Source organism: Euryhalocaulis caribicus, assembly GCF_000412185.1.
Taxonomy (GTDB): domain Bacteria; phylum Pseudomonadota; class Alphaproteobacteria; order Caulobacterales; family Maricaulaceae; genus Euryhalocaulis; species Euryhalocaulis caribicus.
In genome coordinates, this window is sequence record NZ_ASJA01000005.1 from 203340 (window position 1) to 222325 (window position 18986).

14 protein-coding genes and 2 tRNA genes are annotated in these 18986 nt (G+C 62.4%); 13 read left to right on the forward strand and 3 right to left on the reverse strand.

Annotated elements, in window-relative coordinates; translation table 11 throughout:
• The 5 genes from L338_RS06200 to L338_RS06220 all read left to right on the forward strand — a co-directional run bounded on the left by L338_RS06200 (position 1) and on the right by L338_RS06220 (position 5249).
• Positions 1-552: a nuclear transport factor 2 family protein gene (locus L338_RS06200; RefSeq protein ID WP_022697505.1), complete on the forward strand. Its 552-nt coding sequence runs from the start codon at positions 1-3 to the stop codon at positions 550-552.
• Positions 549-1310: an SDR family oxidoreductase gene (locus L338_RS06205; RefSeq protein ID WP_022697506.1), complete on the forward strand. Its 762-nt coding sequence runs from the start codon at positions 549-551 to the stop codon at positions 1308-1310. Before L338_RS06200 ends, L338_RS06205 begins: the two co-directional genes overlap by 4 nt.
• Positions 1311-1338: 28 nt before the next feature.
• Entirely contained in the window at positions 1339-2133 is a 795-nt protein-coding gene (locus tag L338_RS06210) for a DUF1295 domain-containing protein (RefSeq protein WP_022697507.1), read from the forward strand.
• A 193-nt stretch (positions 2134-2326) separates the two neighbouring features.
• Positions 2327-4006, forward strand: coding sequence for a peptide ABC transporter substrate-binding protein (locus tag L338_RS06215; protein ID WP_022697508.1), 1680 nt, complete (start codon positions 2327-2329; stop codon positions 4004-4006).
• A gap of 49 nt (positions 4007-4055) precedes the next feature.
• Entirely contained in the window at positions 4056-5249 is a 1194-nt protein-coding gene (locus L338_RS06220) for a DUF3667 domain-containing protein (protein WP_022697509.1), read from the forward strand.
• 82 nt (positions 5250-5331) lie between these two features.
• Here L338_RS06220 and L338_RS06225 read toward each other — a convergent pair whose 3' ends face one another.
• Entirely contained in the window at positions 5332-7362 is a 2031-nt protein-coding gene (locus tag L338_RS06225) for an alpha/beta hydrolase family protein (protein ID WP_022697510.1), read from the reverse strand.
• 342 nt (positions 7363-7704) lie between these two features.
• On the opposite strand from L338_RS06225, the gene L338_RS06230 reads away from it, so the two are divergent.
• Entirely contained in the window at positions 7705-10650 is a 2946-nt protein-coding gene (locus tag L338_RS06230) for a TonB-dependent receptor plug domain-containing protein (RefSeq protein WP_022697511.1), read from the forward strand.
• A 1144-nt stretch (positions 10651-11794) separates the two neighbouring features.
• Here the strand turns inward: L338_RS06230 and sppA are convergent.
• Together sppA and L338_RS06240 are read right to left on the reverse strand one after the other, a co-directional pair.
• Complete coding sequence (gene sppA, locus L338_RS06235; protein WP_022697512.1) at positions 11795-13588, reverse strand: signal peptide peptidase SppA; 1794 nt, start codon at positions 13586-13588, stop codon at positions 11795-11797.
• A gap of 136 nt (positions 13589-13724) precedes the next feature.
• Positions 13725-13801, reverse strand: a tRNA-Pro gene (locus L338_RS06240).
• Between the two features lie 161 nt (positions 13802-13962).
• On the opposite strand from L338_RS06240, the gene L338_RS06245 reads away from it, so the two are divergent.
• The 7 genes from L338_RS06245 (at position 13963) to L338_RS06275 (ending at position 18953) form a co-directional block, all read left to right on the forward strand.
• Positions 13963-14036, forward strand: a tRNA-Gln gene (locus tag L338_RS06245).
• A gap of 510 nt (positions 14037-14546) precedes the next feature.
• On the forward strand, positions 14547-15485 hold the full coding sequence (locus L338_RS06250; RefSeq protein ID WP_022697514.1) for a DUF3450 domain-containing protein: 939 nt from the start codon (positions 14547-14549) through the stop codon (positions 15483-15485).
• Between the two features lie 18 nt (positions 15486-15503).
• Positions 15504-16895, forward strand: coding sequence for a MotA/TolQ/ExbB proton channel family protein (locus L338_RS06255; protein ID WP_022697515.1), 1392 nt, complete (start codon positions 15504-15506; stop codon positions 16893-16895).
• Positions 16896-16907: 12 nt separating this feature from the next.
• A complete protein-coding gene (locus L338_RS06260) occupies positions 16908-17438 on the forward strand; it encodes a MotA/TolQ/ExbB proton channel family protein (RefSeq protein WP_022697516.1) in 531 nt (176 codons plus the stop codon).
• A 16-nt stretch (positions 17439-17454) separates the two neighbouring features.
• Complete coding sequence (locus tag L338_RS06265; RefSeq protein ID WP_022697517.1) at positions 17455-17877, forward strand: ExbD/TolR family protein; 423 nt, start codon at positions 17455-17457, stop codon at positions 17875-17877.
• A gap of 39 nt (positions 17878-17916) precedes the next feature.
• Positions 17917-18318 carry an ExbD/TolR family protein gene (locus L338_RS06270; protein WP_022697518.1) on the forward strand — a complete coding sequence of 134 codons (402 nt, stop codon included), beginning with the start codon at positions 17917-17919 and terminating at the stop codon, positions 18316-18318.
• Between the two features lie 20 nt (positions 18319-18338).
• Entirely contained in the window at positions 18339-18953 is a 615-nt protein-coding gene (locus L338_RS06275) for an energy transducer TonB (RefSeq protein ID WP_022697519.1), read from the forward strand.
• Positions 18954-18986 lie beyond the last annotated feature (33 nt).

The following is an 18986-nucleotide window of genomic DNA, read 5'->3' on the forward strand; positions in this document are numbered from 1 at the left end:
ATGTCAGAGATTGATCCGAAGGCCATCCAGGCCGTCATCGACAAGCAGGCGATCCAGGAAAAGATGGCGCTGTACAGCCGCGCCGTTGACCGCGCCGACGTGGAGCTTCTGCGCACGATGTACCACCCGGACGCGACCGAGCATCACGGCGGCACGTTCGACGGTTCGGCGGCGGATTATCTGGACAAGATTTCCGACGGGCTGGCGCTGGCCAAGGGCATGACTCACCTGTTGTGCAATTGCATTGTCGAGCTGAATGACGACGGCAAGAGCGCCATTGTCGAATCCTACATCCTGACCTTTGCGCGCATGAAGCTGGACGGAAAGAAGACCGACACGCTGACCTGCGCGCGCACGGTGGACCGGTTCGAGAAGCGCGACGGCGACTGGCGCATCGCGGCCCGGCGCATGAGCTGGGAATGGAACCGCGACATGGATTCCAACGAAGGCTGGGCCGGCGGCATGATCCTGCCCGACCCGAAAGCCGAGGAAGTCGTGCGCGGCCAGAAAAAGCCCGAGGATATTCTCTATCTGATGGGGGGTGGCCGATGACCGACATCAAGGGGTCTGTCGCGCTGGTCACCGGGGGTAACCGGGGCATTGGCGAAGGGTTTGTTCGCACGCTGGTCGCGGCCGGCGCATCGAAGGTCTATTGCGGCGCGCGCAATCCCGACGATGCGAAACACCTGGTCGACGAATTCGGTGGCGCGGTTGTGGCGCTGAAGCTGGACGTGACCGACGAAAGCCAGATCGAGGCAGCGGCGAAGGAAGCCACGGACGTCAATATCGTCATCAACAACGCCGGGGCGTTCCTGCACGGCCTGCTGATCGGCTCGCCCGATATTTCCAAGGCGCGGATGGAGATGGAGGTCAATTATTTCGGCGTCCTGAACATGTCCCGCGCCTTTGCGCCGGTGCTGAAAGCCAATGGCGGTGGCGCCATCGTGAACGTGCTTTCCGCGGGCGGGATCGTCGCGGTGCCGAACATGGGCGGCTACAGCCCGTCCAAGTTCGCCGCGCGCGCGGCCTCCACCATTATCCGGGCCGAGTTGGCCGATCAGGGCACGCATGTCGCGGCGCTGATCGTGGGGTCGGTGGATACGCGCATGGCCGAGCATGTCGAGGGCGCCAAGGAGCGGCCGGAAGATATCGCCAAGGTCGGCCTGACCGCGATCAAGCACAAGCTGGACGAACTGGATACCGACGCCATGGCCGTTCAGGTCCGCGCCAATATCCAGCGCGATCCGAAATGGCTGGAGCGCCAGATGGCGCGCGGCCTGAAGGCCGGCAAGGTCAGCACGGGCCGGTAGGAAACCGAGGGAACAAGGGGGAGCCGTCATGGAAGCGGTCAGCATTCTTGCCATCAATTTCGGCGTCATCTGCGCGTGCATGTTCGTGCTGTGGCTGCTGAGCATTCCGTTGAATGACGTCAGCTTCATCGATTCCTTCTGGGCGATCGGTTTTATCGTCATGGCGGGGTCGACCTATCTGATCGCCGACGGCTCGGCCGCGCGCTCCGCGCTGCTGCTGGCGGTGACGGCCGTGTGGGGGCTTCGGCTGGGCGGTTACCTGTTCTGGCGGTGGCGCAAGGAAGGCGCGGACAAGCGCTATGTCGCCCTGTTGAACAAGGCGCCCGGCAATGTGCACCTGTTCAGCCTGACCAAGGTGTTCGGCCTGCAGGCCATCCTGCTGTGGGTGGTGTCGCTGCCGGTGCAGCTGGGACAGGTGGCGGCGGAGCCCGCGGCGCTGGGCTGGCTGGCCTGGATCGGCGCGGCGCTGGCGGCCATCGGGATCATCTTCGAATCGGTCGGGGACTGGCAGCTGGCGAAGTTCAAGAGCGATCCGGCCAGCCAGGGCCAGGTCATGGACAAGGGGCTGTGGCGCTATACGCGGCACCCGAACTATTTCGGTGACGCCTGCGTGTGGTGGGGCCTGTTCCTGATCGCGGCGGAGACCACGCCCGGCCTGTTCAGCGTGATCGGTCCGGCGGTGCTGACCTATCTTCTGGTCAAGTGGAGCGGCGTGCCGCTGCTGGAGCGCAAGCTCAAGCGCTCCCGCCCCGGCTATGAGGAATATGTGCGGCGCACCAGCGGCTTCATTCCCATGCCGCCCAAGAAGCTGAAAGACGCCTAGCCGGTTTCAGGTCTGTTTTACGGCACAGACAACGGCCCGGACAGGTTTTGTCCGGGCCGTTTCTTTAGATCTGTCCGAACTATGCCATGATCGTTGCTTAGGGTTATCTTCACCCAAATCGGGGAAGAGCATTGGACGACGCTCCCGGCGCAAAGCCGGCGGCGCCCTTGGGATGTGCGGAGAAAGGGAAACGATGAACAGGAATGCATTCGGACTGGCCATGGCGGCCGGCGCGCTGTTTCTGGCGGCCTGCGGCGGCGGCGAGGACACCGGAGAAACGCTGGCTCAACAGGCGGCGGACAAACGCATCCTGCATCGCGGCAATACGGCCGAACCTCTGTCCCTGGACCCGCACAAGGCCGCGGGGAAATGGGAAGACGCCATTATCGGCGACATGTTTGTGGGTCTTTATACCGACAATGCGCAGGCCGAGCCGATCTATGGCATGGCCGAGAATCATACCGTCTCCAGCGACGGCAAGACCTGGACCTTCACATTGCGCGACGCGCAGTGGTCCGACGGAACGCCGGTGACGGCCAATGATTTCGAATTTGCCTTCCGCCGGATCATGGACCCCAGCACGCTGTCGCAATACGCCTCGCTTCTCTATGTCATCAAGAACGCGCAGCCGGTGAACGAAGGGGCGATGGACCCCGAACAGCTGGGCGTGACGGCGGTGGACGAGAAGACCCTGCGGATCGAGCTGGAATATCCGGCCCCGTATCTTCCCGGACTGCTGACCCATCACACGGCGTTTCCCGTGCCCCGGCACGTGATCGACGAATATGGCGCGGCCTGGATCCAGCCCGGCAATGTGGTGGTGAATGGACCGTTCAAACTGACCGAGTGGCGCACCAATGACTATGTTCACGTCGCCAAGAACGAGACGTTCTATGACGCGGACAATGTCTGCCTGAACGAAATCTACTACTACCCGACCAACGACAATAACGCCGCCGTGCGCCGCCTTCGCGCGGGCGAGCTGCATATCAACAGCGAGTTTCCCGGACAGAAGATCGAGGAGCTGCGCGAGCAGCTGCCGGGCTATGTGCGGGTCTCGCCGTTCCTGGCGACGGTCTATTACGTCTATAACGTGCAGCGCCCGCCCTTCGACGATGCGCGGGTGCGCCAGGCGCTGGCCATGGCGCTGGGGCGCGAGTTCATGGTCGACGAGATCCTGAAGACCGGTCAGCTTCCGGCGCCGGGCCTGGTGCCGCCGGGAATCGCCAATTACGGCGACGGGGCCAAGGTGGACTGGTGGGATATGTCGATGGACGAGCGCAAGGCGCGCGCGCGGGAGCTGCTGGAAGAGGCCGGTTATGGCCCGGAAAACCCCCTGCGTTTCGAATACACCCACCGAAATACCAGCGATAACCCCCGCGTCGCCCCGGTGGTGCAGGCCGACTGGGAGGACATCGCCGAATGGGTGGACGTGGAGATCACCGGCGTCGAGACGCAGATCCATTACGACAATCTGCGCGCGGGAAATTTCGATGTGGGCGATGCGGCCTGGGCGTCGGATTTCAACGATCCGATCAATTTCCTCTATCTGCTGGAGACCAAGACCGGGCAGATGAATTATGGAAAATACTCCAATCCCCGCTATGACGCGCTGATCGAGGAATCGAACCGCACGCTGGACATGGAGCAGCGCGCGCAGCTGCTGCATGAGGCCGAGCAGATCATGCTGGACGACATGCCCATCATCCCGATGTGGTATTTCGTGACCAAGAACCTGGTCAGCCCGGAAGTGACCGGCTGGGAAGATAATGTGGTGGATATTCACCGCTCGCGCTATCTGTGCTTCGAAGACGCCGCCCCGGCCGGCGCCGGCGCCGTGTCGGAGGCCGAAGCGGACGCGGCCGGGGGCTGACGCGCCGGCATTTCGCGCGCGGCGCGCCTTGTAATCGGGGGAGGGGCGAATGACCGGTGACGCACTGGAAGAAGCGGCCAATGCGGCCCAGACCGCCGTCACGGCGGACGCCGTAGGGTCGGAGCTGAAGGGCGGCCGCAGCCGCGTGGGCGAACACTGCGCCAATTGCGGGGCGCCGCTGGAGGGGCCGTATTGTTTTGCATGCGGCCAGTATGACGACGATCTGCGGCGACCGATCTGGGCCCTGGCCGGAGAGGTTATCGAAGGGCTTTTCGCGCTGGACGGCCGTGTCCTGAACACGATCCCCCCGCTGATGTGGCGGCCGGGGCATGTGACGACCCGCTATCTGGCCGGCGAACGCGCGCGCTTCGTCGCCCCGTTCCGCCTCTATCTGATCGCCAGTCTTATCTTCTTCGTGATGCTGGCGCTGTTTGGCGATTTCAGCCTGAATCCGGCCGACCGGATGAACACCGAGCAAGCGCAGGCGGAATTCGATCAGGCGGCGCAGGAGCTGTCGGAAGCGCGGGAGAGGGCTGAAGAATCCGGCAATGCCGAGGAAGCGGCGGGAATCGCCGTCGCCGAACGGATGCTGATTTCAACGCGCGCGGCGACCGAGCGCGCCATGGCGGACAGCGAAACCCAGCTCGAGACCGCCGAGAAAATCGGGAACACCATGACGCGGGAAACCTGGAAGCGCGACGTGCGCGCGGCCCTGACCCCGGAGGACGTCAGCGAGTCGGAGTTGCAGGAGGCCGAGGAAAACGGCGCGGACCTTAATTTCAGCGGCGCGGAGTCCATGCCGCTGGAGCAGCGCCGCTGGCTGGTCACGCGTATCAACCGGATCATTGACGATCCGTCCCGGCTGGGCGACGCCATGGAGCGCTGGGCGCCGCGCCTGCTGTTCGTCCTGTTGCCGGTTTACGCGCTGATCCTGGCGGGGATGCATTTCTGGCGGCGGGATTTCGTGTTCTACGACCATCTGGTCGTGTCGCTGCACGCGCACGCCTTTTTCTTCCTGCTGATGACGGGATTGATCATCGCCGGCATCGGTCTGGGCGGCTTCCTGACGACGACGATTTTCATCATCTGGAGCAATTTCTACATCTATCGCATGCACCGCCGCGTCTATCGCCACGGACGGCTGACCTCCATGTTGCGGACGCTGGTTCTGGATTTCGTCTATATGATTGTTCTGACGCTTTCCCTGGTCATCCTGTTCTTCCTGGGCGTGGCTTTCGTCTGAGCCGCCCCCCGTCTTTGACCGCGCATGAAAAAAGCCCCGGAGCGTTCGCTCCGGGGCTTTCTTTTCAGCGATGAACCGGCGATCAGCCCGCCGGGTTCATGCCGCAATCACTGGCGAGGAAGCTTTCAATCTCGCTCAGCGATTCACGGTGCTGTTCCGGCCACCAGGGCAGGCTGTGCGGCATGTCGTCGATGACGACCAGCTTCGCGTTCACCTTGTCCTTAACGGCGTTGTAGAAGTCCTGAGAGTGGAACAGCGGCACGCGGGTGTCGCGGTCGCCGTGATAGATCAGGATCGGGATATTCGCCTTGCTGGTGTTGTTCATGGGATCCATGCCCTTCACCGTGCGGCCCTGAAGGGCGCGCTGCAGGCGGTTCTCGCTCCAGCTGTTGTCCAGCTTGGCCAGATCCGCGACGCCCGCGCCGGCGATGGCGCAGCGGAACGGACCGTTTTCGCGGACCGTGGCGGCGAAGGCGGCGAAACCGCCATAGGAGTACCCGAAGATCGCCATGCGGTTCGGATCGGCGATGCCCTGCTCAACGAGCCACTGGGCGCCGTCATCCTTGTCGTCCTGCATCTTCTGGCCCCACTCGGCGTCGCCGGCCATCCACAGCTTGCGGCCGAAACCGGTGCTGCCGCGATATTGCGGCTGCAGCACGGCATAGCCGCGGGAGGCGAGGAATTGCGGCCAGCCGGAGCTGTCCCAGCCGGCGCTGTCGCGCGCCCAGGGACCGCCATGCGGCAGCACGATGCTGGGCAGGGGTCCGTCGCTCTTTTCCCAGCCGGCGGGCAGGGTCAGGAAGCCCGGGATCTTCATGCCGTCACGCGCCTGGTAATTGACCAGTTCGGTCGCGCGAAGCTGGTCCGACTTGATCCACGGACGCGCCGCGCCAATGACATCCGTGCGGCTCTTGTCGCGCAGCAGATAATAGGTCGGCGGGTTGGTGGAGCTGGACACCGTGAACATGATCTTCGACTTGTCGCCGGTGTAATTGCCGAAGCTGATATTTTGACCCGGGAAAGCCTGTTCCAGGCCCTTCTGGATCGAATCCCATTCCGGATCGACGTAGTAGGTCTTCTGAACCGCGCCGCCATAGGTGAAGCCCAGCAGCTGGTTGAAGTCCGCTTCGGTCGAGCCGAGGATGACGCCCGTGGCGCTGAAATCGCGCGTGGCGAACATCGGCTCGTCATCGAATTCGCGCGTCTGCGGATCGTAGAAATAGACTTCCGCCAGATCGTCCGACATCAGGTCGGTGATGACGTAATATTTCCCGGTTTCCTCGTCGCGGCCGGCAATGCTGACGCTGTGGCGGCCGGAGGCCGTCGTGGTCAGCTTGTCATGGACCTCGAACGCGCCGGTGGATGGGTTTTTCAGCAGGATTTCGAAATCATAGTCGCCGCCGCCCGTCGGCTCGATGCGGGACTGGGTCAGAAGCTCGCCCGTGCGGGAATCGAACAGCCCGGCCGCTTCACGCGAATTCTCGCGGTAAATCAGCTCTTCACGGCCGCTCTCAAGATCCACGCGGATATATTCGGCGTTGAGCGAGGCGGTGTTCAGGCGCTGCGCGATCACGTCATTGGGGTCCAGCGGCAGATCCTGATGCAGGCCCGCGGTGCCGGTCAGCTCGAAGCAGAGCTGCGTCGCCTCGCTGGTGCCCAGCATGTTCTGGGCCTTCTGGAACGGCTCTTCGAAATCGTCCATGTCGGTCGAGGTCATGTAGAGCTTGGTCAGGAAGGTCCGCGTGTTGCCGATGCTGCGGCCTTCAATGCCGCAACGGCCGGCCGGGCCGGTCCAGGCCTGACGGCCGACGGCGAACAGCTTGTCGGCTTTCAGCGCCTGAGCGGCGATGAAGCGCATGCGGTCATTGCCCGGGGTGATGACCGGGCCTTGCGAATTTTCCAGGTCCCAGACGGCGAGCGCCAGCTCTTCGCCCTTATCGCCCGGGGGCGTCATGAGTCCGACGAGATACGATCCGTCGGACGACATGGTCACATTTGTCACGGCCGGCGTGCGCGCCAGATCCTCGACCGGAATCTGGGCGTTCGCGCTGGTCACGGCCAGCAGTCCGGCGGCGCCGCCCATGAGTGCGCCTATGCGTCCTAGCAGTCTCATTTTATATGAGCTCCCCTATACCCTTGATTTTTAAACGGCGCGCGCCGCGTCCCTGAACGGTCCGCCGTCTCTGTGGGCGGAGTTAACAGCGAGGCCGGGACAGAAACAAGCGTCCGGGTGTTAATGGCGCGGACAGGGTGCGGCAATCTGTGCGTCAACATTACCAAAATTGTGACTGTCAGGACACAGTGACCACATTACAGCCGCTTAAATCACATTTTCGTCACTCCGGCGCCTTGCGGCCCGGTTCGACAAAGGTGACAAACCGGAGAGAAACTAACCGGGAAATGTATGGTTGGTTAACTTTGGGGATTCCTCGTCGACCTTTTTGGGGGTTACAACATGATTAGAACTATGAACCGCCGCGGGCTTCTGCTCGCGAGCGTTGCCGGGATTTCGATGATTGGAGGCGCTGCGCTTGCTCAGGACGAGCAGGACGACGCCCAGGTCGAGCAAACGCAGGAAAGCCCGGCGGCTGAAGCCGCTGCTTCCGGCGACGACACGATCATCGTCACCGGTTCGCGTCTGCGCCGTGATGAATTTTCCTCGGCCTCGCCGATCCAGGTCCTGAACGCGGAATCCGCGTCCCTGGAAGGCCTGATCGACACCGCGGACATCATTCAGGGCTCGTCCATCGCGGCCGGCTCCGTCCAGTTCAACAACCAGTTCGGCGGCTTTGTTGTCGAAGGCGGCACGGGCATCAACTCGATCTCGCTGCGCGGTCTTGGCGCCCAGCGCTCGCTGGTGCTGCTGAACGGCCGTCGTCCGGGCCCGTCGGGCACGCGCGGCCAGGTTGGCGCGTTCGACCTAAACGTTATTCCGACCTCCATCATCCAGCGCGTTGAAATCCTGAAGGATGGCGCGTCTTCGGTTTACGGTTCTGACGCCGTCGCCGGCGTGGTCAACGTGATCACCCGCACCTCCGTTGAAGAGCCTGAGCTGAACTTCCAGTACAACCAGCCTCTGGAAGGCGGCGGGGAACAGTTCTCCATCAATGGCGCCTATGGCCTGAACTTCGACACGGGCAGCATCGCGCTGGCCGCCGAATACAACCTGCAGGAAGACCTGTCGCTGGGCGACCGCGAATATCTGGGTTGCCAGCAGGACTATGTCTACGACGCCTCCACCGGCGAGCGCATTGACCGTGAAGACCGGTCGATCCTGGCGGGTTCGAAGAATGGCGGTTGTCAGGGCCTGTACCACAACACGATCATCGACGCCGCGTTCGGCACCCGTTACATCCCGTCGCCGGATGGCGTGACGGTTGGCCCGCTGGCGGGTTACCGTCCGCGCGCCAACGGCACCTATGACGATGGCGATGGCGTGCCGGCCTTCTATGAAGACGTGCTGTATCACCCGCTGGTTGGCCGTTCCGATGCGATCAACCGCAACGAACGCTTCAGCCTCTATGGCGTCGCCGACTTCGATTTCGACGTCCTGGGCGGTGTGAAATGGGTGAACGAAGCCCTCTTCACGCGTCGTGAAACGACGGCTGAAGGCTCCCGTCAGTTCTTCCCGCTGATTGGCGGCGCGAACACGGAGAACCTGTTCGGCGGCTTTACGGGTTATGTTTATAACAACGACCCGGCCTACGAGAACCCGTTCCTCAGCGTTCTGCAGCCGGTTGCTCCGTATCCGAGCGACACGGAAGTCGTGGTTGATTACTACAACTTCGCCTCGCAGCTGGACGGCGGCTTCGGCTCCACCGGCTTCCTGAGCGACTGGACCTGGACCTTGAGCGGCGTCTACTCCTATTCGGACGGCGAATACACGAACAAGAACCAGATCTTCAACGACCTTTCGGGCGATGTGCGCTACGACGACGACGCTCCGATGTACGATCCGTTCTCGAATGCATTCCTGAGCGGCAATTACGGCGATGATTTCTACGATCTCATCGGCGGCGACGTGACTGGCAACACGATCTACGAGCAGTGGACCGCGACCGGTTACGTGACCGGCCCGCTCTTCACCCTGCCGGCTGGCGATGTCGGCGTCGTGCTGGGCGCGGAATATCGTGACTTCTCCATCGAAGACACGCCGTCTCAGGAATCCCAGGATGGCAATCTGTGGGGCTTCACCTCCGCGCAGGTTACCGAGGGCAGCGACAATGTGGCGGAAGCCTTCGGCGAGATCGAAGTTCCGGTTCTTGCGGGCCTGCCGGGCTTTGAAGAGCTGACCTTCTCGGCTGCTGGTCGTGTTTTCGACTACAAGAGCACCGGCAGCGGCGAAGTGTGGGAAGTTGGTTTCAACTGGCAGGTTGTTCCGGCCGTCCGCTTCCGCGGCACGATGGGCACGTCCTACCGTTCGCCGGCGCTGTATGAACTGTATCTGGGCAACCAGACCGCGTTCTTCGATCAGCTGAACGATCCGTGCGTGGATTATCAGAACAGCTCCAACGAGCTGATCCGTCAGAACTGTGCGGCGGAAGGCATTCCGGCCGATTATCAGGGCGGCGCCTCTTCGGGCACGATCATCACCGGCGGCGGTGTTGGCGTCCTGGAGCCGGAAACGTCTGACGCCTCCACGATCGGCGTGATCCTGACGCCGTCCTTCACCAACCTGAGCGTCGCGGTCGACTACTTCGAAATCGAAGTGAACGATCAGATCGCCCAGCTTGGCGCCGGCGGCATCCTGAGCGGCTGCTACAACGCTACGAACTTCCCGAACGAGTTCTGTAACCTGTTCGACCGTGGCGATGTGAACAGCCCGTTCGCGATCACCGAGATCCGTGACAGCTTCATCAACATCAACGAGCAGACCACCCGCGGCATCGACCTCACGGCGCGTTATCAGCGTGAGTTCGACTTCGGTACGCTGACCGTTGACGGTAAAGCGACCTGGACCCTGGAAGATGTCCTGCAGCTGTTCGACCCGGCGGCGACGTCGAGCTTCGACAACAACGACTTCAACCGCACCATTGGTGACCCGGATGTCGTTGCGAACCTCGACCTGCGCTTTGACCGTGGCGACTGGACCTATTCCTGGTTCATGGACTTCATCGGTCACACCTCGAACGAGCCGTTCGCGAACGACGACTTCACGTATTTCGGCCGGGCGGCGTTCCGTCAGGTCGAAACCGAAGCGATCTGGTACCACGCTCCGTCCATCCGCTGGTCGGGTGACAAGCTGGCCGTCACGTTCGGCATCCAGAACATCTTTGACGAAGAGCCGCCGATCATCTCGACCGGCGCCGGCGCCACGCGCCGTGGCAACGTGCCGCTCTCGGGCACGCAGTACAGCCTCCTGGGCCGCACCGCGTTCCTGCGCGTCAACAAGACCTTCTAAGACGGTCTTGCAAAACAGAAGAAAGGCGGGTCCTCCGGGACCCGCCTTTTTTTTATGCGGCAAAACTGACGGTTCCGCCGGGCCATTTCGTTCGTCATGGAAACAGGGACAAATGTCCTTCGGAAATTCGCGCTCTCAGGCCGCCGCCTTCGAGACGCCCTGAAGGGCTCCTCAGGCTAAGGTCTGGGGTGGGAAGCTATTGTTTCTCCACCCGCTTCCATCACCCTTCCCCTGAGGAGCCGCGCCGAGGGCGCGGCGTCTCGAAGGGCTCTGAAAACAGGGACAACCCCGAAAATATCAGACCGGCCTCCGGGACGGCGTAAGCTCGTCCCTGTTCGCCGTCATGCGAGGGGCTTCGGATCCGGTCGCCCGAGGGACGGAGTTGAACGCGGTTCCCGGGATACGGGGTCTTCTGACCAGAGGGCTCACGTCCCGGCGCACCGCCAGGCGCCAGTCTGAGGCTGAAATGCCCTGGCTATTAAGACTCTGGCGGCAGCGGATGGAGAGGCCGGTCGAGGCGACTCCCGCCCTCCGCAAAAGAACCGCGCGGCGCGTCTCAAAGACGCGAAACATACAAACACACGGTAACCGGCGTCCCGAAAGACGCGCCGCGCCACCCTCGTGTTTTTGCTTTCCCCAACCTCTGCGGCGGATGCGCCGTGGAGCCAAACGCGCAACGAAAACCCAACCAACCCCGTCATCCTCCGACGGAGCGAAGCGGAGATCGGAGGACCCAGTTGAAATCTTTGCGCCTCACGATCCCTGGGTCCTCCGGTCAAGCCGGAGGATGACGGTTGAGAGAGGCGGGGGCGAAAGAGAAAACCCTCGCCCCCTTAAAGGGGGTAGAGGGTAATGACGTCCCAAAGGCCGCAAGGGCTTTGGATGACGGAATGGGAGAGGGGGTGGCTTCAGAACAAAGCGCCAATCCGGAGAGGTTCCCCTCTCCCTTTTCGCGCAAAGCCAAGCCGCTCACGCGCCATGGGCGCTCAAAGCTCTCTCCCCCTATCAGGGGGCGAGAGGGAAGAAGCGACCGCCGCGTCTCATGCGCGAGGATATCGTTCAGCGTTCCGGCCGATGGCTTCCAGACAGAAAGAGCCGCGCCGGATCGCCGGCGCGGCTCTTTCTGCGGTTAGGTCTGCTATCGCTACCGGACGTCCGGCAACTCCGAGCGGGCCTGGATCTCACCGCGGCGTTCGGAGGCTTGACGGGCCTGCAGAGCCGCCTGCACTTCCGGCAACTGGGCGACATTGTTCAGCGTGATCATGGCCTGCGCCGCCTCGCTGGAGACGCCGAAGAAGGCCTGCAGCGCCTCGAAGCCTTTCAGCGGCCGCGGGAAGTGCTTGAGCGTCACGCTGGCGTCCGGTTCGATCTCGGCCAGCCGCTTGGCGGCGTCGATGGCGGTGCGAAGGCCGCCCAGCTCATCCACCAGACCGCGCTCCATGGCCTGCTGCCCCGTCCAGACGCGGCCTTTGGCGATTTCCAGCACTTGCGGCAACGGAATCTCGCGGCCCTCCGCGACGCGGGTGGTGAACTCGTCATAGCCATCCTGCAGATAGGCGCGGACGGCGGCTTCCTGACTTTCGGTGAAGACGCGCTGCGCGGTGTAGGCGCCCGAGAAGTCCCCGCCGACAGCCAGCGGCTCGACATTCAGTCCGACCATTTCCAGCGTGCCGTCGACGACGATCTTGCCGCCGAAGATGCCGATTGAGCCGGTGAGCGTGGTCGGGTTGGCGACGATGTGGTCGGCCCCGGCGGAGACATAGTATCCGCCGGAAGCGGCCAGCGTGCCCATGGAAATCACGACCGGCTTGCCGGCTTCCTGCGCGCGTTCCACGGCGTCCCAGATCTGGTCCGAGGCGACAATGGAGCCGCCCGGCGAATCGACGCGATAGACGATGGCCTTGACCGATTCATCCTTGGCCGCCTCGTCGATGGCCAGGGCGATAGTGTCAGAGCCCATATAGTCGCCGCCGCCGAATGGGCCGGTATAGTCCAGCGTTTCGCCGGTCACAACCGCGCCCTGGCCGGAAATCATCGCGATGACCGGGCCTTTCTTCCAGGCGCTGCCGCGGGCTTCGGCATAATCGGTGAGGGCGACCAGGTCGCCGCCGCCGGCGCGCTCCAGCGCCGCGTTGCGGGCTTCGGAGACCTGTCCCATGCGGTCGACCAGCTTGGTGCTGACCACCGCTTCGGTGGAGTAGGGGGCCGCGTCCAGAATGGCGCGGGCCTGTTGCGGCGTCAGATCGCGATCCTGCGCGATCTGCGTCAGCGACGAATCATAGATGGACTGCAGCATCGCCGTCAGCGATTCGCGGTGCGCGTCGGTGTAGCCGGATTCGTTATAGGAATTGGCCGCAGTCTTGTACTCGGCGATTTTGAAGATCTGAGACTGCGCGTTGTACTTCTCCAGCGCGCCGCCGAAGAACGGCGTCTCGCTGGCCAGGCCTGTCGCGCTGAAGCCGGCCGTGTCCTGCAGCCACAGCTCGTCAGAGGCGCTGACCGCCAGATAGGGCAGCACGGAGGTGGAGTTGAAGCCCTGGCTGTGGGTGATGACGAATTTCCCGGCCCCGCGGAGGCCGAGAATCGCGTCGCGAATCTCCTCGGCCTGGGCGGGCGGCATGCCAAATTCATTGGCCCGGATGAAGACGCCTTTGACCTTCTCGTCGGTCTCGGCGCGGGCGAGGGCTTCGATGGTGGTGGTCAGGGACGGCGTTTCGCCAAATGCGAAAGGCGCGCCGGAGGGCTGATCCAGCATCGGTTCGCGCAGGTCGAGTTCCAGCACCAGGCTGTCCCCGGCGACCGAATGCTCGGCGGCGGAGTTGTCCCCGGCCGCATTGACCGCCGCGGCAATCAGCGCGCCCAGCATGAAAAGAGACAGAAGCACGAACAGGAAGACGCCGACGAAGGCGCCCAGCGCGCTAAAGAGAAACTGCTTCATGATTTGAAACTCGCAATTCGCGGACCGCTTGCGGCCCTGACCTTACTGTTATTCGATAAGATATATGCGAATTTCGATAAAGAAAAGGCGCCAACGGTGAAAATGACATTTCGCCGCGGCGCCTATCTGTAATTATTGGTCGGAGTAGCAGGATTTGAACCTGCGACCCCCGCCTCCCGAAGACGGTGCTCTACCAGGCTGAGCTATACTCCGTAAGCAAGGCCGCGGCGTATAGCCCGCCTTGAAGCCAAGCGCAACGGCGCGTCTGTAGTCGGGTGTGTGACAGGCAGTGTAGCGGGGGCGTTGCAATGGCCGTTGGGCCGCGCTATAGCCCCGGCCTCCCGCGCAAAGCTCTCCGCCGCGCGGCGGATTATTGGGGCGTAGCCAAGCGGTAAGGCACCGGGTTTTGATCCCGTGATCCCAGGTTCGAATCCTGGCGCCCCAGCCACCCTTCCCAGAAAAATTGCAGTGACGTACGATACGCGTTCACGGCGCGGCCGCCGGGACGCGCGGTCTGCGGGCCGCGATCCTTCGCAAACCGCCGCCGCGCCTTGTTTCGCGAACATTCGTCCGGAACGTCTGTCAGGGGGTCGCCGCAGGCCGCAGCGCGGACCGCTTGTTCGCGAATCTGGCTCAGGAATCGCCTCTCAGGCGAGTAAGGCGCAATCTTCATGTCTGCGAGGTTGCTATCCTCGCACAGCCGGTGCTAGCGTCATTTCCAGAAACAAGAGGGACGGGTCCGGTCACGGATCATAATTGTTCCCGGAGAAGACGGCGGGCCAACCGCCGCGGGCTGCAGTCGGGGATGGGTTGAAGGGGTTCAACCACTCCAGCTGAAATAATTATCCGCCGCCACAATCGAGGCGCATAGCGGCGTTAATGATTGTGGCGGACAAGTTTGATCGATTTGGAAGGCGCCGGAGCCAATAAATCCGGCGTCGCATCTTGCGAGGCGAGTATGTCGAAACTCTCATTCCTTCTTCGCGCGGGGCTGGTCGGCGCGGTGGCCGGCATGGCCGCGGGCGGAGCGGCCAACGCGCAGCTTGAGCGCGCCGTTCAGGTCGCTCAGCAATCCACCGAGGCCGGGCAGCAGTCCCAAGACCGCGTGGAACAACTGGACGATTCACGCACCGATCTGGCCCGCGAATATCGCGCGGTTCTGCAGCAGATCGAAAGTCAGCGTCTGTTCGTGGACCAGCAGCGCGTCTTCCTGCGCTCCCAGCAGAACGAGATCGAATCCCTGCAGGCCCAGATCGGCCGCGTGGAGAACGTGAAAGTCGAGCTGCTGCCGATGATGCGCGAAATGGTCGATAACCTGGCCAATTTTGTTGAGCTGGACTTGCCGTTCAACATGGTTGAGCGTCAGGAGCGCGTGCAGCGTCTGTATGACAATCTGGACGACGCCGAAGTGAGCGTCGCCGAGCGTTATCGCGTTATCCTGAACGCTTACGAGATCGAGGCCTCCTACGGCCGCGGCATCAACGCCTATGAAGGTCCGCTGACCGAGGGCGGCGAGGATGTGGTTGATTTTCTCCGCATTGGCCGCCTGATGCTGATTTATAGCCGCAAGGACGCGGATGAATATGGCTATTGGGATCGCGAGTCGGGTTCCTGGCAGCCGTTGCCGGGCAATTACGGTCTGGAGCTAAGCAAGGCTTTCCGTATCGCGCGTAACGCCGCGGCCCCGGAAATCCTTCTGGCGCCGGTGCCCGGTCCAGTTCAGGCTGAATATCAAGCCGCCGCGCCGCTTCCGCCGCAGTCCAGCGCGCCTGCGCCGTCCGCCCCTCCGGCCGCTCCGGCTGAAGAGGGCACCGAGGAGGGCGCAAACGAAGCGTCCGCCGAAGGCGCTGAGGCTTCCGAAAACACTGAAGGCGGCGATGCCGCTGACAACCAGTAAGCGGAGTTCGTTAGAGCAATGAAAAAGATGAACTTTACCCGTACCCTGGTTATGGCTGCCGCTTCCATCGGCCTTGTCGCCACCGGCGCGGCCGCGGCCCAGCCTGACCGTGAACCGGCTTCGTCCCTGTCCGAGCTGCTTAATCGCGTGCAGCAGGACAGCCGCGAGGCTTCCCAGTCCTTCCAGCAGCGCGAGCAGGAATTCCAGCAAGCGCGCAGTCAGCAGCAGGCGCTGCTGAATCAGGCGCGGTCCGAGCTTTCCACGCTCCAGGGCCAGGCCTCTTCGCTGCAGGCGCAGTTCGACGCCAACCAGGCGCGGATTGACGAACTGGATGCCGAATTGCGTGAAGCGCAGGGTGAATTCGGCGAGCTGTTTGGCGTCGCCCGCCAGACGGCCGGCGAATTTGCCGCCGCTATCCGCAGCTCCGCCGTCTCGGCTCAGTATCCGGGGCGTCACCGCGTTCTGGACCGTCTGTCCAACTCCACCACGCTGCCGACCCGCGAAGAGCTGGACGCGCTGTGGAAAACCATGCTTCGCGAGATGATCGAGCAGGGCAATTCTGTTGTCTTCAATCGCTCGGTTGCGAACCTGGGTGATGGCGGCGAAGCGCCGGTCTATCGCGTCGGTCCGTTTGTCCTGTTCACCACCCAGGGCGGCCCGCAATTCCTGAAATATGACGGCTCCAATAATCTGCTGTCTGTTCTGGAGCGTCAGCCTCCCGGTCGTATTACGGGCGCTGCTTCGCGCGTCGCCAATGCCGAGCCCGGCGAAATCGTGAAGGGTCCGCTAGATCCGTCCCGCGGTTCGCTGCTGGCTATCCAGAAAGACGTACCGACCCTAGCCGAGCGTATCGATGCCGGCGGCGTGATCGGCAAGATCATTCTTGTGGTGCTGGCTGTCGGCCTGGTGCTGGGCGTGCTTCGCCTGATCATGCTTCTGATGACCTCCATGGCTGTCCGCAGCCAGGCGTCCAACCCGGAAAACCCCAAGAAGGGTAATCCGCTGGGCCGTGTCCTGCGTGTCTATGAGGACAACAAGGACGAAGACATCGAGACGCTGGAGCTCAAGCTGGACGAACAGATCCTGCGCGAGAACGCCAAGCTGGAGATGGGCCTGAACTTCCTGAAGCTGATCGCCGCCGTGGCCCCGCTTATGGGTCTCCTCGGTACGGTGACCGGCATGATCCGGACCTTCCAGGCAATTACTCTCTTCGGTACCGGCGACCCGCAGATCATGGCCGACGGTATCTCCGAAGCCTTGATCACCACCGTGCTTGGTCTTGTGACCGCCATTCCGATCCTTCTGCTCCATTCGTTTGCCGCGAGCGCCGCGCGCTCTTCGCAGCAGACTCTGGATGAGCAGGCGGCCGGCCTGGTGGCGCAGCGCGCCGAGCGCCGGACCGCGGGTTAAGGAGGCGAGCCGATGCTAGGGCTCAATGCGGCATGGGATGGCCTACAGCAGTTCCTCGAAATGGGGGGTCCTGTCCTGGTGGTCATCCTATTTGCCACCTTCGTCCTCTGGGCGCTGATCCTGGAACGGCTTCTCTATTACGGACTTGCGCACCGGGGTAACGTCCAGCGCGCAATCCGTGAATGGGACAACCGCTCAGATCACAAGTCGTGGTATGCCCATGCGGTTCGCGACAAGCTGATCTCAGAGGTGAAGCTGAAGACCAATCAGAATGTCGAGTTCATCAAGACCATGGTCGCTTTGGCCCCCCTTCTGGGGCTCCTGGGAACGGTGACGGGCATGGTGACTGTGTTCGACGCCATGGCAATTTCGGGCTCTTCGGACGCCCGCGCTATGTCGGCGGGCGTGTCACGCGCCACCATTCCGACCATGGCGGGCATGGTCGTGGCCTTGTCGGGGCTCTTCTTCGTCTATCGCTTCGAAAGCAGCGCGAAGAAGGAAACCGCGAAGCTGGCCGACAAGCTCGACATCAGAACAAGCTAAGGGGCGCGGAACTCAAATGCGCAGACGATTCAAGAAGGCTGGAGGCGATGACGCCGGGGTCAACATGACCCCCATGCTCGACATCGTCTTCATCCTTCTCATCTTCTTCATTGTGACCGCGACATTCGTCCGGGAGCGCGGCATCGATCTGGTTCCGCCGCCGCCTTCGGAAGAGCCGCCGGTAGACCCGCCGCCGCTGATCCTGGTGCAGATTCTGGAGAACGGAACGATCTTCGTGAATCAGCAGGCAACGGATATTGCGCGCGTGGGCGCCCGGATCGAACGTTTCCGTTCGGAGAACCCGGACAGCCCCGTTCTGATCGAACCTGATCCGGATGCTGAACACGGTATCGTGGTCACTGTCTGGGACCAGGCGAACCAGGTTGGCGCGCGCGGCGTGAACATTCAGCCGCGCGAGCAGGGCGAACAGGGCGGCTAAAGCCGGTCATTTGTGCTATATTAGTGAGCGAATAGAGCTATGAGAGCGAAAAGCCGGGCCATACAGGACGAGGAAGAGATCGAGCTGGACATGACGCCCATGCTGGACGTTGTGTTCATCCTCCTGATTTTCTTCATCGTGACAGCGGTGTTCGTAAAGCGCCCAGGCGTGGATATCGAAAAGCCGCTGATCAGCGAGGACGACGAGCGTAACCCGTCCGTGCTGGTGGCCGTCATGCCGAACGATCAGGTCTGGATCGACAAGACCAGCTACACGGTTCAGAACATCCAGCCGGTTCTACAAAGTCTGAAAGACCAGAATCCGGAACTGGAAATTGTTCTTCAGGGCGACCAGGAAGCCAAGATTGGCACCGTTCTGGAAGTGCAGGAGGTTATTACCTCTCTCCAGATTCCGGTCTTCGTGAACACTGAACCGCAATAAGCAAGAGGAGACTTAGAACAATGCCTTTGATCCTCAGAGCCATTATTGGGATTCCGCTGGCCGCAGTGGTTGCGGTTATCCTGTTTCTCCTCATGCGGGCCCTCATCGCGATGGGCGAAATCCCACTCGATGAGGAGCGTGAGGCGACCAAGATCGAGATCAACCAGGAGGTTGAGGATATCGAAGTCGCCAAGCGCGACATGACGCCGGACAAGGTGCAGCAGGTCGATCCCCCGCCCCCGCCGCCGCAGGTGACCAAGCAGAAGGCGCAACAGCCGAGCGAGGCGCTGACCAATATTGGCGGCCAGATTCCGGAATTTGAAACGCCGGACATCGGCCGGGGCGATGTGAACTTCAACGTGTCCGACCGGGACGCGCAGCCGATGGTGCGGGTCGCCGTGACCTATCCGCCGCGCGCCGCCGAGCGGGGTATTGAAGGGTCTTGCGACATGCAGTTCGGCGTGACGCCGGAAGGCGCGCCGTACAACATCAACGCGAATTGCACGAACAGCATCTTCGAGCGCACCTCCATCCGTACGGTGGAGCAGTGGAAATACGCGCCGAAAATTGTTGATGGCGTGGCTGTGTCCCGTTCCGGCGTGCAGACCCGGCTGACCTATCAACTGGCTGATTAGACACTGCGCGGGCCGCAAGCGGTCTGAATTGAA